Annotated in this window: 25 protein-coding genes; 9 read left to right on the forward strand and 16 right to left on the reverse strand. The window is 44.5% G+C overall.

Features of this window, described 5'->3' with window-relative positions; genetic code table 11:
• Nucleotides 1-90: 90 nt before the first annotated feature.
• From HNP76_RS01605 to HNP76_RS01615, 4 genes are read left to right on the forward strand one after another with little or no spacing between them, the layout of a single operon-like run.
• A complete protein-coding gene (locus tag HNP76_RS01605; protein ID WP_184656791.1) occupies nt 91-729 on the forward strand; it encodes a hypothetical protein in 639 nt (212 codons plus the stop codon).
• A complete protein-coding gene (locus tag HNP76_RS01610; RefSeq protein ID WP_184656794.1) occupies nt 722-1372 on the forward strand; it encodes a sensor histidine kinase in 651 nt (216 codons plus the stop codon). The genes HNP76_RS01605 and HNP76_RS01610 overlap by 8 nt, the downstream gene beginning before the upstream one ends.
• A gap of 35 nt (nt 1373-1407) precedes the next feature.
• Entirely contained in the window at nt 1408-1554 is a 147-nt protein-coding gene (locus tag HNP76_RS14495; protein ID WP_375781882.1) for an ATP-binding protein, read from the forward strand.
• Entirely contained in the window at nt 1551-2180 is a 630-nt protein-coding gene (locus tag HNP76_RS01615) for a response regulator (protein WP_184656796.1), read from the forward strand. Before HNP76_RS14495 ends, HNP76_RS01615 begins: the two co-directional genes overlap by 4 nt.
• A gap of 100 nt (nt 2181-2280) precedes the next feature.
• On the opposite strand, the gene HNP76_RS01620 is transcribed toward HNP76_RS01615, so the two are convergent.
• The 6 genes from HNP76_RS01620 to HNP76_RS01645 form a co-directional block, all read right to left on the reverse strand.
• On the reverse strand, nt 2281-2985 hold the full coding sequence (locus HNP76_RS01620) for an ABC transporter ATP-binding protein (protein WP_184657174.1): 705 nt from the start codon (nt 2983-2985) through the stop codon (nt 2281-2283).
• Nucleotides 2986-2993: 8 nt separating this feature from the next.
• Nucleotides 2994-3797 carry an ABC transporter ATP-binding protein gene (locus HNP76_RS01625; protein WP_184656798.1) on the reverse strand — a complete coding sequence of 268 codons (804 nt, stop codon included), beginning with the start codon at nt 3795-3797 and terminating at the stop codon, nt 2994-2996.
• Nucleotides 3794-4828 (reverse strand): branched-chain amino acid ABC transporter permease, encoded by a 1035-nt coding sequence (locus HNP76_RS01630; protein WP_184656800.1) that lies wholly within the window; start codon nt 4826-4828, stop codon nt 3794-3796. The genes HNP76_RS01625 and HNP76_RS01630 overlap by 4 nt, the downstream gene beginning before the upstream one ends.
• Before the next feature lie 12 nt (nt 4829-4840).
• Nucleotides 4841-5743, reverse strand: a complete 903-nt coding sequence (locus HNP76_RS01635) for a branched-chain amino acid ABC transporter permease (RefSeq protein ID WP_184656802.1) — start codon at nt 5741-5743, stop codon at nt 4841-4843.
• 266 nt (nt 5744-6009) lie between these two features.
• The gene (locus HNP76_RS01640; RefSeq protein ID WP_184656804.1) at nt 6010-7143 is read right to left on the reverse strand and encodes an ABC transporter substrate-binding protein; all 1134 of its coding nucleotides are present in this window, start codon (nt 7141-7143) and stop codon (nt 6010-6012) included.
• Nucleotides 7144-7259: 116 nt separating this feature from the next.
• Nucleotides 7260-9068 (reverse strand): M30 family metallopeptidase, encoded by a 1809-nt coding sequence (locus tag HNP76_RS01645; RefSeq protein WP_184656806.1) that lies wholly within the window; start codon nt 9066-9068, stop codon nt 7260-7262.
• A gap of 60 nt (nt 9069-9128) precedes the next feature.
• On the opposite strand from HNP76_RS01645, the gene HNP76_RS01650 reads away from it, so the two are divergent.
• Nucleotides 9129-9866: an RsmE family RNA methyltransferase gene (locus HNP76_RS01650; protein WP_184656808.1), complete on the forward strand. Its 738-nt coding sequence runs from the start codon at nt 9129-9131 to the stop codon at nt 9864-9866.
• Nucleotides 9867-9941: 75 nt separating this feature from the next.
• Here HNP76_RS01650 and HNP76_RS01655 read toward each other — a convergent pair whose 3' ends face one another.
• The gene (locus HNP76_RS01655; protein WP_184656810.1) at nt 9942-10802 is read right to left on the reverse strand and encodes a flagellin N-terminal helical domain-containing protein; all 861 of its coding nucleotides are present in this window, start codon (nt 10800-10802) and stop codon (nt 9942-9944) included.
• A gap of 283 nt (nt 10803-11085) precedes the next feature.
• Nucleotides 11086-11280, reverse strand: coding sequence for a hypothetical protein (locus HNP76_RS01660; RefSeq protein ID WP_184656812.1), 195 nt, complete (start codon nt 11278-11280; stop codon nt 11086-11088).
• A gap of 136 nt (nt 11281-11416) precedes the next feature.
• Here HNP76_RS01660 and HNP76_RS01665 point away from each other — a divergent pair, with 136 nt between their 5' ends.
• Together HNP76_RS01665 and HNP76_RS01670 are read left to right on the forward strand one after the other, a co-directional pair.
• On the forward strand, nt 11417-12778 hold the full coding sequence (locus tag HNP76_RS01665; RefSeq protein WP_184656814.1) for a PFL family protein: 1362 nt from the start codon (nt 11417-11419) through the stop codon (nt 12776-12778).
• 108 nt (nt 12779-12886) lie between these two features.
• The gene (locus tag HNP76_RS01670) at nt 12887-14245 is read left to right on the forward strand and encodes an MATE family efflux transporter (protein WP_184656816.1); all 1359 of its coding nucleotides are present in this window, start codon (nt 12887-12889) and stop codon (nt 14243-14245) included.
• Nucleotides 14246-14248: 3 nt separating this feature from the next.
• Here the strand turns inward: HNP76_RS01670 and HNP76_RS01675 are convergent, their stop codons facing one another.
• The 6 genes from HNP76_RS01675 to HNP76_RS01700 form a co-directional block, all read right to left on the reverse strand.
• A complete protein-coding gene (locus tag HNP76_RS01675) occupies nt 14249-16030 on the reverse strand; it encodes a GGDEF domain-containing protein (protein ID WP_184656818.1) in 1782 nt (593 codons plus the stop codon).
• Nucleotides 16031-16108: 78 nt separating this feature from the next.
• On the reverse strand, nt 16109-17929 hold the full coding sequence (locus tag HNP76_RS01680) for a YgiQ family radical SAM protein (RefSeq protein WP_184656820.1): 1821 nt from the start codon (nt 17927-17929) through the stop codon (nt 16109-16111).
• 5 nt (nt 17930-17934) lie between these two features.
• A complete protein-coding gene (locus HNP76_RS01685; protein ID WP_184656822.1) occupies nt 17935-18171 on the reverse strand; it encodes a NifU family protein in 237 nt (78 codons plus the stop codon).
• Nucleotides 18172-18275: 104 nt separating this feature from the next.
• Complete coding sequence (locus HNP76_RS01690) at nt 18276-18545, reverse strand: Txe/YoeB family addiction module toxin (protein ID WP_184656824.1); 270 nt, start codon at nt 18543-18545, stop codon at nt 18276-18278.
• Nucleotides 18545-18796 carry a type II toxin-antitoxin system RelB/DinJ family antitoxin gene (locus HNP76_RS01695; protein ID WP_184656826.1) on the reverse strand — a complete coding sequence of 84 codons (252 nt, stop codon included), beginning with the start codon at nt 18794-18796 and terminating at the stop codon, nt 18545-18547. The genes HNP76_RS01690 and HNP76_RS01695 overlap by 1 nt, the downstream gene beginning before the upstream one ends.
• Before the next feature lie 178 nt (nt 18797-18974).
• The gene (locus HNP76_RS01700; protein ID WP_184656828.1) at nt 18975-19325 is read right to left on the reverse strand and encodes a helix-turn-helix domain-containing protein; all 351 of its coding nucleotides are present in this window, start codon (nt 19323-19325) and stop codon (nt 18975-18977) included.
• 127 nt (nt 19326-19452) lie between these two features.
• On the opposite strand from HNP76_RS01700, the gene HNP76_RS01705 reads away from it, so the two are divergent.
• Both HNP76_RS01705 and HNP76_RS01710 read left to right on the forward strand, forming a co-directional pair.
• Nucleotides 19453-20535, forward strand: a complete 1083-nt coding sequence (locus tag HNP76_RS01705; protein ID WP_184656830.1) for an adenine-specific methyltransferase EcoRI family protein — start codon at nt 19453-19455, stop codon at nt 20533-20535.
• 59 nt (nt 20536-20594) lie between these two features.
• A complete protein-coding gene (locus HNP76_RS01710; RefSeq protein WP_184656832.1) occupies nt 20595-21686 on the forward strand; it encodes an HNH endonuclease family protein in 1092 nt (363 codons plus the stop codon).
• 147 nt (nt 21687-21833) lie between these two features.
• Here the strand turns inward: HNP76_RS01710 and HNP76_RS01715 are convergent, their stop codons facing one another.
• Complete coding sequence (locus tag HNP76_RS01715) at nt 21834-22427, reverse strand: TetR/AcrR family transcriptional regulator (RefSeq protein WP_184656834.1); 594 nt, start codon at nt 22425-22427, stop codon at nt 21834-21836.
• Complete coding sequence (locus HNP76_RS01720; RefSeq protein WP_184656836.1) at nt 22418-23689, reverse strand: THUMP domain-containing class I SAM-dependent RNA methyltransferase; 1272 nt, start codon at nt 23687-23689, stop codon at nt 22418-22420. Before HNP76_RS01720 ends, HNP76_RS01715 begins: the two co-directional genes overlap by 10 nt.
• Between the last annotated feature and the right edge of the window lie 42 nt (nt 23690-23731).

A 23731-nucleotide genomic window follows, 5' to 3' on the forward strand; every position in this document is an offset into this window, starting at 1 on the left:
ATGTTGCAACAGAATGCCGTGTCGAGTACGGCAATGACATATACTTTTTGGACAGCCCCTCAAGTTTTCAAAAAAATGTATAATCTTTCCATGAGCTGTTCGACAAACAAAATTTACATTTCTCTCATAAAAACAATCCTTCTCTGCCTTCTCGCCCTTCTTTTTAACCTTGCAAGCGCGTATTTTTTCGGCGATATGCTTCATGTTCCGCTTTTTCTGGATACAATCGGTACGGTCGTGACTGTTTTTTATGCAGGTCTTGTGCCTGGGCTTATTGTCGCAGGCTTTTATAACGTTTTACGCGTCTTACTCATGGTTCTAATGGGAAATCCTGCCTATCCCTGGGATATGATGTACGCCCTCTGCGGTCTTGTAATCGCTTTTTGCACCTGGGTATTTATCTATAAAAACTCAAATTTCAGGAGCTGCAGGCTTCTTACCGTCCTTTACCTTCTTTTGATTGTGCTTGTTTCATCATTTGCCTCAAGCCTGATTGGAGCAGGAATTGAAACCGCACAGAGAATCATCTTTAACAATCAGATTTATTCAAATCCTGTAACGCTTTTTGTCCAGGCCTTTCTTGGCGGCAACAGCGGGCTCTTTCTTGCCTGTTTTATCACGCGAATCCCTGTTACGGTTCTTGACCGCTTAATCTGCACTTTCGCAGGCTGGGGGCTCTACCTGCTCTTAAAAAAACTCTCTTTCCGTGCTAAAATGAATTATGCCTAATCTTTTTGATATGTCCAGCCTTGCCAACGATGCACAGGCTTTGTACGGCATAGTTCAGACTTTCATCCTCTTTTTTATCATACTTGCACTTGTCTTTTTTGCAGCCCTCGTTGCAATTATTGCCGTTTTAATCAAAATGCGGCTTGCAGATGACAGCCAGAAGGAAACTGCGGAATATGCCTCGCATGTGCTTAACGCGCAGGAAGAAGAACGCTCACGAATTTCCGCCGAACTTCACGACACCGTGGCTCAGGATTTAAAGGCAGCCGTCACTTTTTTAGAGAGTGACAAGCCAGTTTGTGAGACAAGGGAGCTTCTTTTAAAGTGCATTACACAAATCCGCTCAATATGCTATTCGATTGTTCCGCCGGAGCTTTCGGGTCAGTCACTTTCTTCCGCCCTACATTCTTTGTGCTATAATTTTAAGAATAAAACAGGCTTTGAAGTTTCTTTTTTCTTTAAGGAAGAGGCTTCCCGACTTTTGGACTCAAACTTTCTTTCCGAATTGCAGAAACTTAGCATTTACCGGATCGTGCAGGAATCGCTTACCAACATTCAGAAACACGCCGGCACTTGTGAGGTTTCGGTTTTTGCCAGAAAAGACTATAAGAACGAACGGGGGGGGGGCTATACCTATATATAGAGGATGACGGCAGGGGCTTTACTCCCGAAAATCTTTTGACATCGGATAAATCTTCTCACTTCGGCTTAAAGGGAATGAAAATGCGTGCGGCTCAGACGGGTGGCACGCTTTCTGTTTTTTCTGAACCAGGCCTTGGCACAAGGATTCTGCTTTTTATTCCCATTGGAGTTTTTGAAAAATGAACAAGACTTTCTATGTTGTAGAAGACCACAGCCTCATGAGGCAGGGAATCATGGGCTTTCTCGCGGAACATTCTGATTTTGAATGTATCGGTTACTCTTCAAATGCAAGGGATTTTTTTGATGCCATGCGCTCTCAGGGCGAAGGCGGTCTTCCTTCTGTCCTGATTACTGATTTGAATATCGAAGGCAGCGTAGAAAACGGTCTTTCCTTGATTAAAAACTGCCGTTCCGCCTTTCCGTCCGTAAGGATTGTGGTCTATTCCATGCATTCAGCCGGCAGCATTGTGAGCGGAGCCTTGGAAGCGGGCTGTGACGGCTTTGTTTCCAAAATGAGCGACGAAGCGGAACTCAAAAACGCCCTTGAAAATGCCGTTCTGGGAAAGCGTTATGTTGATCCGGAAATTGCCCCGAATCTTGTTACTTTTGAAAAAACTCTATCCCAGTTCACTCAGCGCGAAAACGAGATTCTCCGCTTGATTTTGCAGAATAAATCCAATGTTCAGATTGCGGAAGAACTTGGGATTAACAAGCGCACCGTCGAAAACTGCATCAGCCGCATTTACAACAAGACAGGCTTTTCAACCCACAAGGAGCTGATTGCAAGTTTCGGAAGCAGAGATTTTTAGCATTTGGGCGCTACGGCTTCGCCGTCGGGCTTTCCGCACTTCCGCTATCGCTCCATACCGCAAGCGGTACGCCTGCGGCGGTGCTCCAATCCCTAGCGCTTTAGCCGCCCAAATATGCCTTTTTGACGCTCTCGTCGTGAATCATTACGCTGGCGTCACCAGAGGCAGAAACTTCTCCTGTCTCAAGAATGTAAACGCGGTTTGCAATGCTCATCGCCTTGAATGCGTTCTGTTCTACGAGCAAGATTGTCGTTCCGTCCTTGTTGATTTTCTGAATGATGTCAAAAATCTCGTCAACCAGAATCGGTGCAAGACCCATACTCGGCTCATCCAGAAGAAGCAGTTCAGGCTTTGACATGAGACCCCGACCCATTGCAAGCATCTGCTGTTCGCCGCCGGAAAGGGTTCCTGCAAGCTGCTTTGCACGCTCACGCAAGCGCGGGAAAAGCTCGTAAACATGTTCCAGGTCTGCTTTAATCTGAGCCGTGTCGTTGCGCAAGTAGGCACCCATTTCAAGATTTTCCTTAACAGTAAGGTTTGCGAAAACCCGGCGGCCTTCAGGAACGTGAATCAGTCCGGCCTTTACGATTTTGTCAGGATTTGTGTTCGTGATGTCCTCGCCCTTGAATGTGACACTTCCGCTCTGTTTTTTAATCAGGTTTGAGATTGAATGAAGAGTTGTCGTCTTCCCTGCTCCGTTCGCGCCAATCAAAGAAATGATTTCGCCCTTTTTGACGTCAAAAGAAATTCCCTTGAGCGCAAGAATCGAACCGTAAGAAACTTTTAAATCTTTTACTTCAAGCATGTTTTCCATTATTTTCCCCCCGCTGCATCAGCACCCAAATACGCTTTTATAACTTCAGGATTCTGCTGGATTTCTTCTGGTTTGCCTGTTGCGAGAACCCGACCGTAGTTCAAAACGTAAAGCCTTTCGCAGATTCCCATAACCAGCTTCATGTCGTGCTCAATCAAAAGGATTGTGAGGTGGAATTCCTTGCGGATAAAGGAAATAAGTTCCATGAGTTCCTTTGTCTCCTGCGGGTTCATGCCGGCAGCCGGTTCGTCCAGAAGCAAAATCTGCGGCTGGCTTGCAAGTGCACGGCAAATTTCAAGCTTTCTCTGCTCACCGTATGGAAGGTTTTTGGCAAGCTCATTCTCTTTTTCTGCAAGCCCGAAGAGTTTCAAAAGGCTGCGGACCTGATTCGTCATCATTTCCTCGTCCTTGCGGAATTTTGAAGTACGGAAGAGGATGTGGAGTGGATTTGCCTTTCTCTGGGCGTGCATTGCGATTCGTACATTGTCAGCTACAGTCAAGTTTCCGAAAAGGCGGATGTTCTGGAATGTACGCGCAATTCCGATTTTGTTGAGCTGAGCCGGTGTCATCTTGTTTACGATGTGAAGATGATTCTTTTTGTCGATGTAAGTAATCTGACCGCTGGTTGGTGTGTAAACCCCGGAAAGCATGTTAAAAACTGTAGTTTTTCCGGCGCCGTTTGGGCCGATTAAGCCGACGAGTTCGCCTTTTGTCAGCTCCATGTTCAAGTCACTGACGGCACGCAATCCGCCGAATACAATTGAAATGTCGGAAGCGGTTAAAATTGGTCTCTTTTCGCTCATTTTGCGCCTCCTTCGTTTGTTTCAGCTTTTGCAAGTTTTTTTGCCTTGATTTTTTTAATCAGTCCAGGAAGTCCGTCCCAGCATTTGATGAAAGAAAGTTCCTTCATGCCCAGCAAGCCCTGCGGACGGAAGAGCATTACGAGAATCAAAATTACCGGGTACAAAAGCAGGCGGTAGTTCTGCATGAAGCGCAAGAATTCCTGCATGTAAGTGAGTACGAATGCCGCGATAACTGAGCCTGTGATTGAGCCCATGCCGCCCAAAACTACGAAAATGAGGGCGTTGATTGAGTTGTTGAAAGAAGCAAGTTCCGGCTTGATAAGACCGATGAAAGGAGCGTAGAGTGCGCCACCGATACCGCCGATAAAGGCACCGGCGACGAAACCAATCATCTTGTATTTGAAAACGCTGACACCGTTTGAGTTTGCCGCAATTTCGTCTTCGCGGACTGCCATGATTGCCCGGCCGTAGCTTGAGCGGAGGAAGTTCTGAAGGAAGACGATAATCAAAACCAGCGCGCCGATGATTACCAGGTAAGAAAGGCTTGCACCCCAGTCGAGGCTGTCACGCAGGAAGGAGAATTTGAAGCTCTTTCCGTTCGGGCCGCCAGTTACAGGTTTGAGGTTTACCAGAACGACGCGGATGATTTCACCGAAAGCCAGAGTTACGATTGCAAGATAGTCGCCTTCAAGCTTGAGGGTAGGGAAGCCGATTAAAAATCCCAGGAAAGCCGCAACGAGAGGAGCGATAATCATCGCGATTGGAAGAGGAATTCCAACATCCTGTGCGAGAATCATGGTCATGTAGGCACCGACTGCCTCAAAAGCACACTGACCCAGGGTGAGCTGCCCTGTGATTCCACTGACTACGTTTACTGAAATCGCCATAATCGCGTTGATTCCGGCGAGTGTGATTACATAAGCCGTGTATGCGTTGATGATGTTTGCCCGGATCAAAAGGAAGGGCACGACAATCGCAAAAAGGGCGATTCCTGTTAAAATCAAAGTATTTCTTGTCTGAATGTTTTTCATGTCTGCCGCTCCTTAAACCTTTACCCTTGTGCGTTTTCCCAGAAGGCCTGCCGGTTTAACCAACAGAATCAGAATCAGGATACAGTAAGAAATTGCATCTGCGTACTGTGGGGCAGGGAAGTAGGCCTTTACCATTGTCTCTGCGATTCCAAGAATCATGCCGCCGACCATTGCGCCCGGAATTGAGCCGATTCCGCCCAAAACTGCCGCAACGAAAGCCTTGAGGCCTGGAATGTAGCCCATCATAGGGTCAATCTGAGGATAAGCCGTAGCGTAAAGAACACCGCCCGCACCAGCTAAGACTGAGCCGATTACGAAAGTGAGCGTGATGATTTTGTTTACGTTGATTCCCATGAGGCTTGAAGCTCCCATGTCAAAGGAAACGGCCTTCATCGCCTTGCCGACCTTTGTGTAGTTTACGATATAATTGAGGATAATCATGAGGGCCGCACTCAAAAGAATTACGACGACCTGAATGTTCGAGATTGAAACCAGTCCCCAGTTGAAGTTGACTGTTGCCATTGTAGGATACTGGCGTGGGTTAGGGCCGACAAAAGGAAGAACCCGCATGAGGTTCTGCAAAATCAGCTCGATGGCAATTGCCGTGATAAGAGAGTTGAGTCGTGGGGCAGAGCGGAGCGGACGATATGCAACGCGCTCAATCAAGATAATCAAAAGCGCGCAAGTTACCATGGCCGCAACAAAAGCAAGGCTCATTCCCAAAGCGGTAGTGCCCATAGCTGTGAGCACGAAATAGCCTGCGTAGGCACCAATCATCATTACATCGCCGTGGGCAAAGTTAATCAGTTTGACGATTCCATAAACCATTGTATAGCCAAGCGCAATCAGCGCGTAAATGCTTCCCAGTGAAAGCCCGTTCACGAACTGCTGAATAAAAATAGAAGTTGAATTCAATGTGTTCTCCAGAAAATACTTTTTCCTTTCTATTATATTTTAAAATAAAAACGCCCGCAATAACGAATCGCGTCATTGCGAGCTCATTTATTATAAAGATAAAGCAACATTTAATCCATATCAAATTGAGCAAAAACATGCGGAAGCGGGGTTATGCCACGAATCCACTTTGTGCGTGCGAGCGTAAGCGAGTCAGATACCTTATACGCACAACCGTGGATTCAAGTGGCATGTTCCCGCTGGGAGCATGTTTTTATTTAAGCCGGTTACGGATTAACTGTTGTGTTATAAACTGTTGTAAGTTTTCCGTCGCTGCCTTTTACGAGCTCAACGATAACGGCGCCCTTAACCGGGTTGTGCTTTTCGTTGAATCGGAGGTGACCTGTAACGTAGTCGCCGTCTGTTGCCTCAAGTGCGGCTCTTACTGACTCGCTGTCTGTTTTGCCTGCTTTGAGGATTGCGTCTTTGAGCATGTAAACTGAGTCATATCCCAAAGCTGCGAAAGCTGTTGGTGTGAGGCTGTATTTTGCCTTGTAGTTTGTTACGAAATTCTTAACTTTTGGCTCTGTTGAGTCTGCTGCGTAGTGGTTTGAGTAGAATCCGTTGAGAACCTCGTCACCAGCGTTTTCTGTGAGGCCGTCCCAGCCGTCAGCACCAACGATTGGAGTGTTGATTCCCTGTGCGCGGAGCTGTTTTACGATGAGGGCAACTGTTGAATAGTAATCCGGGAGATAAACTACATCCGGGTTTGCATTCTTGATTTTTGTGAGCTGAGCATTGAAGTCTTTGTCGCCAGTTGAGTAAGTCTCGATTGAAACGAGTGTGCCGCCGTTTGCTTCGAAAGCAGACTTGAAGTTCTCTGTGAGGCCAACTGAATAGTCATTTGAAATGTCATAGAGAACTGCTGCTGTTCTTGCACCCAGGTTTGATGCAGCGAATTTTCCGCCAACAACGCCCTGGAACGGGTCATCGTAGCAGGCACGGAATACGAAATTGCCAGCATCTGTGAGTTTTGGTGCTGTTGCAGCTGGAGCAATCTGAATTACTTTCTGAGCCTGAGCGAGCGGGCTGATTGCAATTGCACAACCAGATGTGAGCGAACCGAAGATAAATTTTACGCCGTCTTTTGTAACGAGCTTTTTGTATGCAGAAACTGATTTTTCTGCAGCACCTTCGTCGTCTTCTGCGATGAGTTCAATCTGCTGACCGTTGATTCCGCCTGCAGCGTTGATTTCATTTACTGCAAGTTCGATACCGTTTTTACAGTCACCGCCGTAAACAGCGTAAGGACCAGAAAGAGGGCCGATTGAGCCAAATTTAATAGTTGCGTTCTTTGAGCCACAGCCCATCAAAGCCAGAGCTACAACTGAAAGAGCCGCAATGCTTTTTACCATTTTCATCTTTTTCCTCCAAAATTTTGTCTGAAGGGTATTTTAATGAAAAGTGCAATCTTTGTCGATAACTGCGGATATTACGGTTTTATCGCTTTGTTTGCAACGAAAGTTCTAGCCTCTGCCTATTCGATGATAATGTAAGTTTTTTGCGCGCTGTCGATGCCCGTTGTATTGAAATTCAAGGTGACACTTGACTCGTTTTCGTCTGCAAAATTTACCGTACCGACGCTTACAAGCCCAATGCCATAAGGCCGCAAATCGTACCGGGCGTTATAAACGAAGCAAACCGGACCGGGATCCTTGAAGTAGATCATAGGAGGAAAAATTTCATAATATGACTTTGACACAATTTTACTGAGATTCCACAAATCAATCGCGTCAATCGTATAATCATAATCGTCCGAGAGGAATTCTGCAAAATCAGGGGTATCTGACAGGATTATTTTTTTATTGAAGCCGTAACCTTCTTTTTTAATCAGTAAGGCCGCCGTATACTCCTTAAGCATTTCTTCGATTGAAACTCCGGCTGCATCTTGAATCGATTCGACACCTAGAGAATCATTTGTAGCCATCTGCTTAACGAAATAAAGTCCGCCGTAATTGCGCATGGCCCAGGCCCCGAAAGCATAATTATTCGCATAGGAATATAAAAGTTTGTTTCCGCTGGACTGATATTCAAGGCCAATCTCATGATAATATCGGCAGAAGAGGGGAAGTCGCTGGAAAGGAGAATCTTCTTCGGTAAAATCCTTCGGGAAAAGCTTTTTGAAATAATTCATCATTATGTCTTCACAAAGCATTGATTTCATTTCGTTGTACCAAGTGTAAGTTTCTGATGTCGACTGAGGAAGTCTTTTATTTATTGTTTTTATACCGAAATGAATCATGTGCTGAAATTCATGTGCCAGGGTCGAAAGAACAGTGTTGGTATTATTTGCAGCATAATAAGCATCAATATAAATGTATTTACCGGAATTTGAATACTGCAAGTTACCGGCTGTGAAATTATGATGAAAATCTTTTCCATGGAAATAACCAACCATTCCACTGCTAGAATTATTACCAAAATCATTTCCAATATCATGAATTACGATGTTGACTTTTGTGCCCGTGTCGCTGTAATCCTTCATGCTGACGATTCCAGCCTGAAAATACATTTCATCTGATTCATTGCCGAAGACTTTTCTTACAAGCGGATAAACTTTATCAAAACAGTCAGCCATTTTTTGCACAATTTCAGAATTAACATTCTGAGTAGATTTTACAAAACCTCCATCAGTCCAATAAGTCGTATCGTCTTTATCACCGGCAACCCAGACATAGCAATATTTTCCAATCGCCCGGAGAGTGATTTTCTTTTTTTCAAATTTTTCTATTTTAGAATCCTTATCGAGGTAAATTGTTTTTTCAGTCTCATTTACCACTGGCGTTATTTCTTCCACGGTGCCGGCCGCTGCGTAATAGGCGCTTCGGTCAGCTAACTGGTCAAGAGAGGGAAGGCTGGCATTGAAATCAAGACTCATGCATGAAAATGACGGACTTAAATCTACGGCCTCTCTTGAAAACGAACTCTTGTTTTTTGAAAGTGTAATGTTTGATGCAGAGTCAACATAGCGCGTATATATAGAAGAAATTGATTTATTTGTGGGATTTGTTCTTGAAAGCCAGATTTTTTGACCGGTTTTCAGCCCGGAAATTTCCAGTTTTGATGTATCAGATGAAACTTCAATTATGTTTGGCTTATCATCATCATGCTGATATTTAACCGAGGAAGTTTTCGTTGCTTCGATTAATTGTCCGCTTTTATCAGTGCCTGTTTGAGTACTTGTTTGAGTACCTGTCTGACCTTCCTGCACCTGATCCATTATGTTATTGCAGGAAGAGAGAGAGAAAAATGCAATTGCGAGGACGCTTACTAGCAGCTTTTTCATAGTTACTTAATTCTACAATAAATAGTATAATACAGTTTACAAGAAAACAAGGGAAAATACATGAATATATGCCTTTTTAAATCAGAAGAAATTAAGAATTCTCTCAAAAAAAATGACGAACGGGCAAAACACATTATCAAAGTCCTTCACAAAAAGGAAGGCGACACTTTTGACGCAGGAATAATCGGCGGGGCAGCAGGAATCGCAACAATCACTTCGATTTCTGAAGATGGCGAAATTTCCTTTTCTTTTGAGCCAAAAACAGCCGGCAAAAAGCTTTACCCCCTCACGCTGATTATCGGTTTTCCGCGGCCCATTCAGCTCAGGCGCCTTTTGCGGGACGTGGCAGGGCTGGGCGTGCAGAAAGTCATTCTTTGCGGCACAGATTTAACCGAAAAATCTTATCTTGAATCAAACGTTGTCAGCGACGGAAGCGCATACCAGATGCTTTTGGACGGAACGGCTCAGGCAGCCAGCACCCACGTTCCTCTTCTTGAAGTTGCAAAATCTCTGGACCAGGTTTTAAAAACAAGTTCTCCTGAATGGGAAATGGCCTCAAAAATCGCTTTGGATAACAGGCGGGCATCTTCTTCATTGCACGATTTTCTGGCTCACGAATCGGCTCATTCGGTGATTGCGGCAATCGGAAGCGAGCGGGGCTGGACTGAACGCGAGCGGGATTTGCTTGAAAGTGCGGATTTTTCCCTCTGTTCTATGGGAAGCCGGATCCTGCGCACGGAAACGGCGGCAACAGTGGCAAGCTCAATCATTCTGGATGCCATGGGATTTCTTCAATAAAACACAATTTCTTTAAAATAAAAGAACCGCCCTCATCTGAGAGCGGTCTTCGCTGTTTTTAAGCAGCTATTTGGCTTAGCGGAGCAAGCTCAATACAGACTGTGACTGCTGGTTTGCCTGAGCGATCATAGCTGTTCCTGCCTGCTGGAGGACCTGGTTCTTTGTGAAGTCTACCATTTCCTTAGCCATATCAGTATCACGGATGCGTGATTCAGAAGCCTGGAGGTTCTCAGCACCGATGTCGAGACCAACTACTGTTTTCTCGAGGCGGTTCTGGTAAGCACCGAGGTCTGCGCGCTGTTTGTTAATCTTTTTGAGTGCTTCGTCCAAAGTACCGATTGCGCGGTTAGCTTCGTCTGGAGTCTCGAGAGACATAATCTGCTCGTTTCCAACATTGCGGAGTCCGAGAGCACCAGCTGTCATTGTACCAATGTAAGCCTGGATGCGCTGATCCATGTTTGCACCAACGTGGAACCACATAGAAGCTGTAACTGAGTTCTCACCTGTTGAGCGAGCGAAGCGTCCTGTCAAGAGGTTCATACCGTTGAACTGAGCCTGTGAAGCGATGCGGTCAACTTCTGCGATGAGAGCAGAAACTTCAACCTGAATCTGCATGCGGTCTTCGTCTGTGTAGATACCGTTTGAAGACTGAACAGCAAGCTCACGAATGCGCTGAACGATGTCAGTTGTTTCCTGGAGGTAGCCTTCAGTTGTCTGGATGAATGAAATTGCGTTCTGAGCGTTCTCAGAAGCTTTGTTCATACCACGAATCTGAGCTCTCATTTTCTCAGAAACAGCAAGTCCAGAAGCGTCATCACCAGCACGGTTGATTTTCATACCTGATGAAAGCTTTTCCATGTTCTTGGTGTTGTTCAGCTCTGTGAGACCTGTTGAACGCTGTGCAAACATTGCACTCATGTTGTGATTAATAACCATAGTTTATCTCCTTATATCACTATCTGGTTTTTAACGACAGGTCTTCGTTCAGAAACCTGTTGCCTTTATTGTTAGGCGCCCACCCATTGGAGTTTGTGCCCTACAGTTATAATGTCGGAGTTTGAAAAATTAACTTAAGCGAAATTTGCAAAAAAAATTAAGAAATTTGAGTTTTTTTTGAAAAAATAGGCGGATAATTCTTTATAAAGACAAAAAAAGCCGCATCCTGCATGAAGACGCGGCCTAAAAATTCAGAATCAAAAGTTATTAAAAGGAAGAAAAATTATTTTCCAAAGATTGCGCTTGCGAGCTTGCCGATTGGGTCAAAATCAAGAAGAAGAATATCAACTGCGAAGAATACGGCAAATCCAACAGCAGCGATGAGCAAGAGGATTGCGATTCCGATAATCATCTGCAATGCGATTGGGAGTGAGTCAAACTTCGAAGTGTTTTTTGACGGAAGTGTATTTGAAGCCATAAGATACCTCTCGAATTAAAAATCTACAATATTATAATAAGAGCAGACTATTCCGTTCACAATAGAAAAAAACGACATCTATTTGAATAATACGCTGATTTATACTATCATAAGGACTAATAATAGCGGAGGACTTATGCTCTTTTCACCTAATGAAATTCAAGAAACTGTAAATATGTTTTTGCGCCACAAACTCGACGTGCGCTGCATTACAATGGGTATTTCCCTTTTGGACTGTGCTGATTCAGATTCAAAAAAGGCCAACCAGCGGATTTATGACAAAATCATGCGCAAGGCTGGGAATCTTGTTAAAGTCGGTCAGGATATTGAAAAAGAGCTTGGCGTTCCAATCATCAACAAGCGTATCTCCGTCACTCCAATTGCCCTTGTAGCCGGAGCCAGCGAAGCAAAATCTTATGTCGAATACTGTAAGACTCTCGATAAATGTGCTCACGAACTTGGAATCAACTTCATCGGCGGATTTTCTGCCCTCGTTCAGAAAGGAATCACTCCTGCTGACCGCATTTTGATTGATTCCATCCCGGAGTCCCTCGCTACAACTGAATTTGTCTGCTCAAGCGTCAACGTCGGTTCTACAAAATCAGGAATCAACATGGATGCCGTAAAACTCATGGGCGAGACAATCAAAAAGACTTCAGAAGCCAGCGCACACTGTGCAGTAAACGGCTGTTCAAAGCTCGTCGTATTCTGCAATGCACCGGAAGACAATCCTTTCATGGCTGGTGCTTTCCACGGACCGGGAGAAGCTGATTCTGTAATCAACGTCGGCGTTTCTGGCCCTGGCGTAATCCTTGCCGCAGCCCGCGAATACAAGGGCCGCCCAATCAACGAACTTGCAGAAGGCATCAAAAAAATGGCTTTCAAAATCACCCGTCTCGGTCAGCTCGTAGGAACAGAGGCCGCAAACCGCCTGGGCGTCAACTTCGGTATCCTCGACCTTTCACTTGCACCGACTCCTGCTGTAGGTGACTCAGTTGCCCGAATCCTCGAGGAAATCGGTCTTGAGGGAGCAGGATGTCCTGGAACAACAGCAGCCCTTGCAATGCTCACCGACATGGTTAAAAAAGGCGGCGTAATGGCTTCAACAAGCGTAGGCGGTCTTTCAGGCGCATTCATCCCAGTCTCAGAAGACGAGGGCATGATTAACGCAGTAAAACAGGGCTCAATCTGCCTCGAAAAGCTTGAGGCCATGACAACAGTCTGCTCAGTCGGCTTGGACATGATTGCAATTCCTGGCGACACACCTGCAACAACAATCTCCGGCATCATGGCAGACGAATTTGCAATCGGTATGGTCAATAACAAGACAACCGCAGTCCGCCTGATTCCGGCACCTGGCAAAAAAGCAGGCGAATGGATTGAGTTCGGCGGCTTGCTCGGCGGCTGCCCGGTAATGCCTGTAAGCAAATTCAGCTGCGCAGACTTCATCAACCGCGGCGGCAGAATTCCTGCACCGATTCACAGTTTTAGAAACTAGCGAACCGAAAATCCATCCGTGGATTTTCGGATTCGTACGAGAATTTTCTAACGAAAATTCTCTCTCTGCTGTTTCCCCGCATCCGTGCGGGGCATTTTTTCTATATTTATGAACAAAAATTCCCTTCTCACTGGTTTTTACAAGACTCTTTTCTCGATTGCGATTCCTATAATTTTGCAGAATCTCCTTCAGACCTTCGTGAACATGATTGATACGGTCATGGTCGGACGGCTGGGCGAGATTGCCATTGCCAGTGTAGGACTCGGAAATCAGATTTTCTTCATGCTGATTATGGTCAGCTTCGGCGTTTCTTCCGGCGCTACGATTTTTATCTCGCAGTTCTGGGGAGCGGGTGATATTCCCGGCATCCGAAAGACTTTTGGAATCATGCTTTCGGTCTGTTTTGCCGTTTCGCTCGTCTTTTTCGCAGGCTCTGTCCTGATTCCAGAAAAGCTTCTCCGCCTCTACACCAGCGACCAGGCGGTAATCAGCGAGGGAAGCATCTATCTTCGGATTGTCGCTTTCTCTTATCCGCTTTTTGCTATCGCTTCTTCCTGCCAGATGTCTTTCCGAAGCACCGAGCACGTCGTCCTTCCTGTGGTTACGACAGCGATTTCCTTTGTGACAAACGTCGTGCTCAATGCGGCCTTGATTTTCGGTTTTGAGCCGCTGGGAATTCCACGGATGGGAGTTGCCGGTGCCGCCCTTGCAACAGTAATTTCGCGACTGATTGAGACTGTCATCACGGTTTCTGTCGCACTTGCACGGAAATTTGAAGTCATGGGAAAAGTCCGTGAACTTCTTTCTTTTGACAGGGCCTTCATCATAAAGCTGATAAAAATTGCGAGCCCGGTTTTGATTTCAGAAAGCCTCTGGGGACTTGGAATCACTACCCAGAATTCGATTTTTTCTCACGCCGGAACTGATTCTTTTGCCGCTTTCAGCATTATGAACACGGTAAACCAGCTCACCTGGGTATTTTTTATCGGAATGGGAAACGCATCGGGCATTATTCTCGGAAAGAAAATCGGCGCTGGGGAAGAAGAAGGAGCGAGGGCCTTTGCACACAGATTCTGCTGGTTCATGCCGGTCATGGGCGCTGCAATCGGAATTCTTTTGTTCCCGCTTTCAAGGCTTTTACCCTTCCTCTTCAACGTAAGTCCTCATATTATAAGCATTTCTCAGTCAATGATGCTCGTACTCATGGGCATGTATCCAAGCCGGGCCTTCAACATGCTTATTATCGTGGGAATCTGTCGTTCGGGCGGAGACACGGTATTTTCTTTCCTGATTGACAACGGCTGGATGTGGCTTCTTGCGATTCCTCTTGCCTGTGCCGCGACTTTCTGGTGGAACTGCCCTGCCTGGCAGATTATGCTTTGTTTTGAAACCGAACAGTTTTTAAAGACTCTGTGCGGAATCTGGCGGGTTAAGTCTGGCAAGTGGCTTAGAAACGTAACGAGATAAAATCTACTCGAAAATTTCTTTAATTTCGCCGTCTGGAAGAAGATTGAGGGCGGCGGCAAACATGATGCAGCAGTTCATTTCGTATTCAGCCCACAAGGCTCCTTCCTGAAGACGGTCAAAGGTGACAAGTCCGACCGGCTTTTCAAGAGTTCCCAGAATGCACTGAATCGAAGACTGTATGCCGCGTTTTTCAAGAATCGAGCCGAAAGCCTGGGCATTTTTAGTCATTTCGATGGTAAAATCAACCCTGATATAAGCCTTTCCTTCGAGGGCTTCCACAAATTCCCTGGAATAGACGTAGCAGGCATCAGAAAGGGCAGGGGATTCTTCGCCCATACAGAAAATCCTCTTCATAGCCTCGCCGTAATAAATATTGATTGCGCCGAGATTGTAAGTTTTCAGCATGTGCTCGAGGACAGTTTTGACCGCATTTTTGGGCTGGCTTCTCAGGTTCAAGAGGAAATCCGCCATGCTTTTTAGCTCCCGGACTTCACGCACATCGTATTTGATTCCCTCGGTTTTTGCCTCGCTGGCCTTTTTGTAAAGCTCGCCATGAAGGTCGTCGCGGTAGAAGACATATCGGTCCCGGCCCTTGTCTTTTGCACGATAGAGACAGAAATCAGCTTTTTTGAACAATTCATCGAAAGTCTTTCCGTTTTTGGGGTACATTGCCGCACCAACGGAGGCCGTGAGCTTTATGTCGGTAAAGTCGTTTTTAAAGGCTGCACGGATGTCACTGATGAAAGCATGGAAAATTCCCCGGAAAGTGTTTTCATCATTCATGTCTTCGAGAATCAGAAGGAATTCGTCTCCACCGTAGCGGCCGATGATTCCGCCGTCACCGACAATTTTCTTGAGGATTTCTCCGGCCTTTTTCAAGACCTTGTCACCTGCAAGATGACCGTAGGCATCGTTTACTGGCTTAAAGTGGTCAAGGTCAACGATAACGAGCATGGCGTTTTCTTTTGTGCCCGGAACAAAGCGCTTGTGGGCAAAATCAGTTACCGTCTTTTTGTTGTAAACTCCGGTCAGCGAGTCGATTTTCAATTCATGAAGAATTTCACTGGATTTTTCAACATGTTCGACGTAGAATTCGGGCAAAATCCTGCCTACCATAAAGACTTCATCGTTGTCTTCAAGCCTTACTCCCTTAAAAGTGAGTTTTTCGAACATTGAGTGACTGAAGCGCAGGGAAGTGGTAATCGTCATCGAAAAAGATTCGTCGCAGGCCTTTAATTCATCAATTTTGCTTTCGAATTCAAGAATGTCGTTTTTATCGATTAAATCGTCTTCGATAATGCTCTTTTTCCAGGAATCAATATCCTGATCGTAGAGTATGACATTGCTCTTCTGCAAAAAGCTGCTGATTTTAAACCTGTTCGTTGATTTTTGATAGAGGAAAAGATACTCGCTTGTAATGCCGAGAACGTAATTAAGCTGGTGCTCGGCAAGCTCAACTTCGTGAAAGGAATCCAAAACCTTTGAAAATTCAAAGATTCGAAGAGTAAGATATTTTTTGTCGCTGAGGCTTCCGTTACCGACCGTGACGATGTTGTCCTGAGTCTCTCCGTTTTCTTTTTTGAAGGTAAATGAGCGGAAATCATTCTGATTGCGTGTCGACCTGACGAATTCTGAAAAGGCTTCCCTCTGCTCTGGGATTACAAGGTCTTCAAAATTCGTGTAGTAAAAACCAACCTTTTCAAAATAGCCGTAGAATTCTTTGTTCCGGTCAATGATTTTCAAGTCTTTATCAAGATACGCTATCTTTATCTCAAGGTTCTTCATAAAAGACACTCTCCGCAGAATTAATATAAGATAATTATAACTGCGGTTTTTAAATTTTTAAAGAAAATTTTATGTTTTCTACTTCAAAAGGACCTTTATCAAATCTTTGCGGCCAGCTTTTTCGAGGGCTTCCTTTACAAGAGGCCAGTTTTCACGGCGGTTGAATTGCAGAAGGGCTCGCTGGAGACGGCGTTCATGTGCTCCCCGCGCGACATAAACTTCCTCAAATTCACCGTTTTCGAGGCGGTTACGCGGATTTAAGCCAGTCCAGTACATACAGGTTGAAAGACTGCCCGGAGTAGGGTAGAAGTCCTGAACCTGATCAGGCACGAAGCCAGTTTTTTTGAGGTAAAGGGCGACTTCAATTGCTTCGGCCAAGCCTGCACCCGGATGAGAGCAGATGTAATAGGGCACGAGATACTGCTTTTTGCCCAGTTTTCTGTTCCATTCGGCGTATTCTTCGGCAAATTTTTCGTAAAGCTCGTGGCTTGATTTTCGCATGAGACGGAGCAGCTTGTTTGAGACGTGCTCAGGAGCGACTTTAAGCTGACCCGAAATGTGGTGCTCGACCAGTTCCTTGAAGAAAGTCTTGTCCTTGTCCATCATGAGATAGTCAAAGCGGATTCCAGAGCGGATGAAGACTTTTTTGACTTTTGGAAGAGCGCGCAGTTTACGCAGAAGCTCGACGTATTCGGTGTGGTCGACGTTCACGTTCTTGCAGGGATTTGTTCCCATGCAGTCCTTGTTCTGACATGCACCGCGTTCTTTCTGGAAGCGGCAGGCGTCGTGGCGGAAATTCGCCGTCGGACCGCCAACATCGTGAATGTAGCCCTTGAAATCAGGATTTTCGGTGATGATTTTTGCTTCTTTTAAAAGACTTTCGTGGCTCCGTGCCTGAATGCGCCTGCCCTGATGGAAGGTAATCGCACAGAAAGAACATGCACCGAAGCAGCCCCGCGAGCTGACAAGGCTGAACTGAACTTCGGAAAGGGCAGGGATTCCAGTCTTGCCGTTTTCAGCAGGCTGATCGTACATGGGGTGCCACTTTCGCGTAAAGGGAAGCTCGTAGATTGAGTCAAATTCTTCGGTTGTAAGGGGGAAAGCCGCCGGTTCCTGAACGATGAAGCGGGCATCAACAGGCTCAACAAGAGGCCGGCCGTTGACGGCATCAGTGTTCTGCTCCTGAATGAGGTAGCTTTCGGCAAACATTTTCTTGCATTCGGGAGTGTTTTTGCTGATTTCAGCGTAAGAAGGCAACATTATGGCATTTTCCGGAAATTCTTCGGTCTTGCTTGTGTACCAGACGGTACCGCGAACGCCTCGAATTGCTTTTGCAGGAATGCCTTCCCGGAGCTTGGCCGCGATTTCAAGGATTGAGTGCTCGCCCATGCCGTACATGAGCAAATCAGCCTTTGAATCAAGGAGAATTGAACGTCGCACGGTGTTTGACCAGTAATCATAGTGGCTAGTGCGCCGCAAGCTGGCCTCGATTCCGCCGATTAAAACATTTACGCCCTTGTAGGCCTCGCGGATTTTTGAAACATAAGTGATGAGCGCCCTGTCCGGTCTGTGTCCGGCAACTCCGCCGTGAGCATAGACGTCTTCGCTCCTGGGCTTGTTGTTTGCAGTGTAATTGGAAACCATGCTGTCCATGGCTCCAGCGCTGACGAGAAATCCCAGCTTTGGCCTGCCAAATTTGCGGAATTCCTCGACGTTCTTCCAGTCCGGCTGAGGCAAAATGGCCACAGAGTAGCCGTTAGCCTCAAGGAGCCGCCCCAGCAGAGCCGATGCAAAAGAAGCATGGTCAACATAAGCGTCACCAGAAACAAAAACGAAGTCAACTTCGCTTATGCCGCGATCGAGAAGGTCTTGTTTTGAAACTGGAAGGAAAGAATTCAAAAAATTTACAGCTCCTGAACGACTTCAGAAACTTCCGGGCATGCGTCTTTGAGGTATCGCTCTACGCCCATTTTGAGTGTCATGAGTGCCATCGGGCAAGAGCCGCATGCGCCTGTCAAACGCAAGTGTACGCGGTTCTGGTCGTCGATTGAAACGAATTCCATGTCGCCGCCGTCTGCCTGAAGCTGTGGGCGGAACATATCAAGTGCTTCTAAAACTGTCTTTTCCTGTTCTTTTGTCATAAATTACTCCTGTTTCGCCACGGCTTTCTACTCACGCAACGAATCTTTTCTATAAAGATAATGGAATTTGCGCGAAAAAGAAAGAATTATTTGCAAATCCTTAGTTATTTATGGTAGTGAGTTCCACACTGTAAAATTTCTACATAAGATTTTTCGGATTCTTCAATGATTCTATAAACAATTCGATTATATTCATCAATTCTGCGACTCCAATAACCAGACAAATCATCTTTCAAAGGTTCAGGCTTTCCTATTCCAGAATAACCATTACGATCAATATCTTTTAAAAGAGCATCCAGCCTTTTTACGAGTTTTTTATCAGAATGCAAATTCAAAAAATCTTCCCATGCCTCGTCAGTCCAAAGTTTATCCATCAGATAACCTCGCTGATTTCATGCTTGGTAAGTTTCCCCTGTTTTGCATGCTCTAAAGAAACTCTAAGCCTTTCCTGATTTTCTTCGCTCCAAAATGGATCAGCCTTAATTTCAAAAGGAATGCGGTTTTCTCTGAGGCAAGCGGTCATAAACATATTTACAGCAGAAGTTACAGTAATACCGATTGAGTCACAGAATCCTTCAAAAGAATATTTGCGTTCGTCATTTGTCCTAATGCTCATTGTTGCCATAGATTGCCTCCAAAATGTATTATTTTTCATAGAAAATGTAACACAATGTATGCAGAAAGGCAAGAAAAAGCGGGATTTTGGGGAATTTTAAGAACAATCAAAGAAAATGCCAAGAACTATGGGCGTTACCGCCCAGCCTTCGCAGGGACTACAATCCTAACGCGTTTTTATATCAATCCTAACACTTGCTAAATTTATCTAGGAAATCGACAAGAAGTTTTTCTTTCTCCGAGGACAGTTCTTCACATTTTTTTATTATTTCTGAGTGCTTGCGGTAAAGACGGAGTTGATTCTGTTCCTCTTCGTGATTTTTTGATGAGTTCGCGTTGTCTGTTCCATTCACCAAATATTCTACGGAAACTCCTAAAACTGCGGCGATTTTGACAGCAGTATCGGCGGAAGGGATGCTGCCTCTTTTTATTCCAAGATTAAAATTTGTAAGACTGAATTCACATTTGTTTGCAAGGTAAGTTCGGTTTTTACCGAGATATTCTAATTCCTCATCAACCCTACGCCAAAAATCACTCATAGTTCTTATATTTATAAATAATTGTTCAGTTTTCTATTAAAAATTTTCAAATGTAAAGTCTTTGTGATATACTTTACTAAAGTAAATAAAACCAATTTTACTAAACAATTATTCAGGAAAGAAAAGTATGGCAAACGAAAGATTCGATAACGCGAAAAGAAATAAGAATGACGAATTCTATACTCGTCTTGAAGATATAGAAAAAGAACTGGGGCACTACAAAGAAAATTTTAAAAACAAAACAATATTTTGTAATTGCGATGATCCGCGAATTTCAAATTTCTTTAAATACTTTGCGTTGAATTTTAATAATTTTGGAATCAAAAAGATTATTTCTACATGTTATAAAAATCAAGATGTAGATTTATTCACTCAAAATGACTGTGAAAAAGCTGTTTATATTGAATATACAGGAAATCCTAATGATCCAACTTCTACAGACTTTTCGACAATTGAAGTTAAGCAATTAAAGGGAGATGGAGATTTCAGAAGCCAAGAATGCATTGAGTTATTAAAGCAAGCTGATATTGTTGTTACAAATCCACCATTCAGCTTATTTCGCGAATATGTTGCTCAGTTAATAAAATATGACAAGAAATTTATAATTGTAGGACATCAAAATGCAATTTCCTACAAAGAAATTTTTGCTTTAATAAAGGAAAACCGGATATGGCTAGGTTATGGATTTAAAGGTGGCGCAGCTCACTTTATTAATAAACACTATGAAGATTATGCCGCAGCTGGAAATCATAAAGAAGGTATGATTCGTGTTTCTGGAGTTGTTTGGTTCACGAATCTTGATATTAAAAAACGGCATGAAGAATTAGTATTATATAAGACCTATACAGAACAGGAATTTCCACACTATGAAAACTATGATGCTATAAATGTTGATAAATCGACTGACATTCCTATGGATTATGACGGTGTGATTGGTGTTCCGATTACATTTCTTGACAAATATAGTCCTGACCAATTTGAAATAGTAGGGTTAGGAATTGTTGGAAGTTGCGAATTTACAAATGAGCGACGAATGGAAATTCTTGATAAAAATGGGACTCCAACAGGAAAGTTTACAATTAATGCAAAAGGAACTTTGTACAGAAAACATCTGGATTCGGATAAGAAACCAGCAGCATTTAAAGACTGCGAAACTGGAGAACTATATCAAAGCATTTATGCACGCATTCTAATCAAACGTAAAAAATGAAATTGCGTTAGCAATTTTGAATCCGCATGACATAACGTGACATAAAATCAGGAGAAAAAATGGAAATTACTTTGCACACAATTAAGGTTCGAGAACTTGTAAATGGATATCAGGATAATGACGAAGCTGGAGTTGTTGGCTTTGACGGAAAGCTTGATATTCGTCCACCCTATCAAAGAGAATTCTGTTATAACGATAATCAACAACAGGCTGTAATGGATACTGTTACTAATGGCTTTCCGCTGAATACAATGTACTGGGTTGTTCGTGAAGATGGTCGCTATGAAGTTCTGGATGGACAACAGAGAACTATTTCGATTTGTAGATACGTTAATGGAACTTACTCTCACAATATGCGTTACTTTACAAATCTGCAACCTGACGAAAAAGAACAGATTTTGAATTATGATTTACAGGTCTATTTTTGTGAAGGAACAGACAGTGAAAAATTAGGCTGGTTTAAAACCATTAATATTGCCGGTGAAAAACTTACTGAGCAAGAAATCCGAAATGCTGTTTATGCCGGTTCATGGACTGCTGAAGCTAAAAAGATTTTTTCAAAATCGAATTGTGTTGCAAAACTTTTAGGCGATAAATATGTGAATGGAAATCCAATTCGTCAGGAATTGCTGGAAACTGTTTTGGGATGGTTTGTCGGAAAAGATGATAAACTGATTTGTAATTACATGGGTAAACACCAAAATGATTCTAATGCTAATGAGCTATGGGTTTATTTTCAGTTTGTAATTGCATGGGTTAAGGCTTTGTTTCCAATTTATAGGAAAGAAATGAAGGGTATTGATTGGGGAAGCTTGTATAATCAATATCATGATAACGATTATGATCCGGAAGCACTTGAAAATGAAATTGTTTCTTTAATTGATAATGAGGAAGTTACAAACCATAAAGGCATTTATTATTATCTGTTTGACAGAAAAGATAATCATTTAAGTTTGCGCGAATTTGATGACAAAATGAAACGCAAAAAATATGAAGAACAGAAAGGTATTTGTCAGCTTTGTGGTAAACATTTTGAATTTACTGAAATGCAAGGTGACCACATTGTTCCGTGGAGTCGAGGTGGTAAAACTGTTTATGAAAACTTACAGATGCTTTGTCGTGTTTGCAATAATACCAAGAGTAATAAATAGCGTTAGGGTATGTAGCCCCTGCGAAGCAGTTCCGAAGCGAATATGATGAGCGCAGGAATGAAGCGACAGCGAAAGGGCGGAACACCCGACCGCCGCTTGCGGCGGTAACGCCCATCGTTCTCGGAGTTACCTTTTAACGCCCCCTTCCTACGCCACAATTCCCTTAATCACCAAGTCTATGCTGGCTTTGACCTCGGAGACGTCTTTCTTGTTGAGGACGGCGATTTCGAAGATTGCGGATTCTACCAGCGAATAAAGCATGTTGTTTACTGTTTTGACCGGCATTTTCTGGAAGTCGCCTCGTTTCTGGCCCTCGATGATTATCATGCTCAGAAGGTGCTTGATTCTGATGACCCGGCGGTTTACACGTTCTTCGGCGCTGGCTCCGGTTTTCTGCAGGTTAATCAGGTAAATCAAAAGGACGTTGAAAAGCGGGCGGTTTTGTTCGCAGATGTCGATAATCCAGTGCATAATCCTGCGCAGGCATTCTTCGGCACTCAGGCTTTTGTCTGCGAGGATTTCCATGAGTTTCCCTTCAAGCTCGCCTGTCATCTGCTTGATGCTCCAGGTGAAGATTTCCTTTTTGTTCTTGAAGTAGATGTAGAGCGTGGTTCTGGTGATTCCGCATGCGTCTGCGATTTTCTGGAAGGTTACGTCATCGTAGCCTTCGCGGGTGAACAGCTCCAGCGATTTTTCGAGAATCTCATGTTTTCTTTTGTCATGCTCAACGACTATCGCCATTCTTTTTTGCCCCGGTTGGAATTGAATTTATTGCGGGATGGCTTTCGGTTCCAGTCGCTTCTTTCGCCACCATTTCCTTCAGGACGGCTCTTTTTTGCCTTTTCAGTTCCGTTGTACATGTAGAAGGTGGTGTCGAGGTTTCCTGCCTTAAGGTCTTTGAGCGTGCTTGCGTAGTGACCGATGCATTCCTGGAAATGCTTGTTCGATGTGATTACGCCGATTTCCCACTTGGGGAAGTCAGTGAAGAGGGAAGACATATCGCGGTAAAGCCCTTTTGCCTGCTCTTCTTCGCCAAGTCGCTCTCCGTATGGCGGATTGCAGATGATGAGTCCTGATTCGTATGGTGCATGAAGGTCTTTAAAATCTGCCACGTCAAAATCAGGGCGTTCGATTCTTGCGTCGCTTCCAATCATCTGAAGGGCGCGTCCGGCCATTACGCAGGCATGTTCGGCATTGGTTCTTGCACGCTGAATTGCGCTTGGGTCGATGTCGGTGCCTGTGATTCTGCATTCAACGTCTGTGCGGATTTTTTCTGCCTCGGCACATTTGATTTCGCGGGCACGGTTTGCGTTAAAAATAGGAAGATTTTCGAGTGCAAAGCGGCGGCCGAATCCCGGTGCTACATTGTGGGCAAAGAGGGCTGCTTCGATTGGGAGAGTTCCTGAACCACAGAATGGGTCGTGAAGGGGAGTTTTTCGTCTCCAGAGCATGAACTGGAGCATGACTGCTGCCGTCGTCTCGCGCAATGGAGCAACGCCGCCGTCTGTACGGTAGCCTCGCTTGTGGAGAGGAAGTCCGCTCAAATCGAGACAAATCTGTGCCTCATCTTCAGTGATGAAAACGCGGATGTCGCTTTCTTCGCCGGACTCAGGAAGGCTGGACATGTGCCAGACATCACCGAGCTTTTTGTAAATTGCCTTCTGTACGATTCCCTGAACTGCGTGCTCTGAGTTCAGTCTTGATTTGTAAGTCCTTACTTTATCAACAGTTACCTTTGAATCTTTTTTGAGGAAATCCTGCCATGAAACTGAGTAAACGCCGTCAAAAAGCTGGTCAAAATCTTCTGCGTGGTAGCGGGCCATTTCAAGATAGACGCGGTCGGCTGTGCGGAGACAGAGGTTCGCACGGAAAAGGGCGTCATCATCACCTGTAAAAAAAACACGTCCCGGGGCATTGCCAGCGAGCTTGTAACCAAGAAGCTTGATTTCGTTTCCTAAGATTTTTTCTGCGCCAACGGCACATAATGCTATAAGTGTATTCATGTGCTCAGTCTACACGAAAATGACATTTTTGTCAAAACTGTC

The organism is Treponema ruminis (assembly GCF_014201975.1).
Taxonomy (GTDB): Bacteria; Spirochaetota; Spirochaetia; order Treponematales; family Treponemataceae; genus Treponema_D; species Treponema_D ruminis.

Bases quoted from the DNA above. Each gene is read 5' to 3' on its own strand.
- HNP76_RS01650 (WP_184656808.1), top strand. From the start codon at position 9,129: ATGAATATATGCCTTTTTAAATCAGAAGAAATTAAGAATTCTCTCAAA.
- HNP76_RS01620 (WP_184657174.1), bottom strand. From the start codon at position 2,985: ATGCTTGAAGTAAAAGATTTAAAAGTTTCTTACGGTTCGATTCTTGCG.
- HNP76_RS01720 (WP_184656836.1), bottom strand. From the start codon at position 23,689: ATGAATACACTTATAGCATTATGTGCCGTTGGCGCAGAAAAAATCTTA.
- HNP76_RS01645 (WP_184656806.1), bottom strand. From the start codon at position 9,068: ATGAAAAAGCTGCTAGTAAGCGTCCTCGCAATTGCATTTTTCTCTCTC.
- HNP76_RS01715 (WP_184656834.1), bottom strand. From the start codon at position 22,427: ATGGCGATAGTCGTTGAGCATGACAAAAGAAAACATGAGATTCTCGAA.
- HNP76_RS01640 (WP_184656804.1), bottom strand. From the start codon at position 7,143: ATGAAAATGGTAAAAAGCATTGCGGCTCTTTCAGTTGTAGCTCTGGCT.
- HNP76_RS01655 (WP_184656810.1), bottom strand. From the start codon at position 10,802: ATGGTTATTAATCACAACATGAGTGCAATGTTTGCACAGCGTTCAACA.
- HNP76_RS01610 (WP_184656794.1), top strand. From the start codon at position 722: ATGCCTAATCTTTTTGATATGTCCAGCCTTGCCAACGATGCACAGGCT.
- HNP76_RS01665 (WP_184656814.1), top strand. From the start codon at position 11,417: ATGCTCTTTTCACCTAATGAAATTCAAGAAACTGTAAATATGTTTTTG.
- HNP76_RS01630 (WP_184656800.1), bottom strand. From the start codon at position 4,828: ATGAAAAACATTCAGACAAGAAATACTTTGATTTTAACAGGAATCGCC.
- HNP76_RS01690 (WP_184656824.1), bottom strand. From the start codon at position 18,545: ATGGATAAACTTTGGACTGACGAGGCATGGGAAGATTTTTTGAATTTG.
- HNP76_RS01685 (WP_184656822.1), bottom strand. From the start codon at position 18,171: ATGACAAAAGAACAGGAAAAGACAGTTTTAGAAGCACTTGATATGTTC.
- HNP76_RS01605 (WP_184656791.1), top strand. From the start codon at position 91: ATGAGCTGTTCGACAAACAAAATTTACATTTCTCTCATAAAAACAATC.
- HNP76_RS01700 (WP_184656828.1), bottom strand. From the start codon at position 19,325: ATGAGTGATTTTTGGCGTAGGGTTGATGAGGAATTAGAATATCTCGGT.
- HNP76_RS01695 (WP_184656826.1), bottom strand. From the start codon at position 18,796: ATGGCAACAATGAGCATTAGGACAAATGACGAACGCAAATATTCTTTT.
- HNP76_RS01625 (WP_184656798.1), bottom strand. From the start codon at position 3,797: ATGAGCGAAAAGAGACCAATTTTAACCGCTTCCGACATTTCAATTGTA.
- HNP76_RS01675 (WP_184656818.1), bottom strand. From the start codon at position 16,030: ATGAAGAACCTTGAGATAAAGATAGCGTATCTTGATAAAGACTTGAAA.
- HNP76_RS01710 (WP_184656832.1), top strand. From the start codon at position 20,595: ATGGAAATTACTTTGCACACAATTAAGGTTCGAGAACTTGTAAATGGA.
- HNP76_RS01705 (WP_184656830.1), top strand. From the start codon at position 19,453: ATGGCAAACGAAAGATTCGATAACGCGAAAAGAAATAAGAATGACGAA.
- HNP76_RS01670 (WP_184656816.1), top strand. From the start codon at position 12,887: ATGAACAAAAATTCCCTTCTCACTGGTTTTTACAAGACTCTTTTCTCG.
- HNP76_RS01660 (WP_184656812.1), bottom strand. From the start codon at position 11,280: ATGGCTTCAAATACACTTCCGTCAAAAAACACTTCGAAGTTTGACTCA.
- HNP76_RS01615 (WP_184656796.1), top strand. From the start codon at position 1,551: ATGAACAAGACTTTCTATGTTGTAGAAGACCACAGCCTCATGAGGCAG.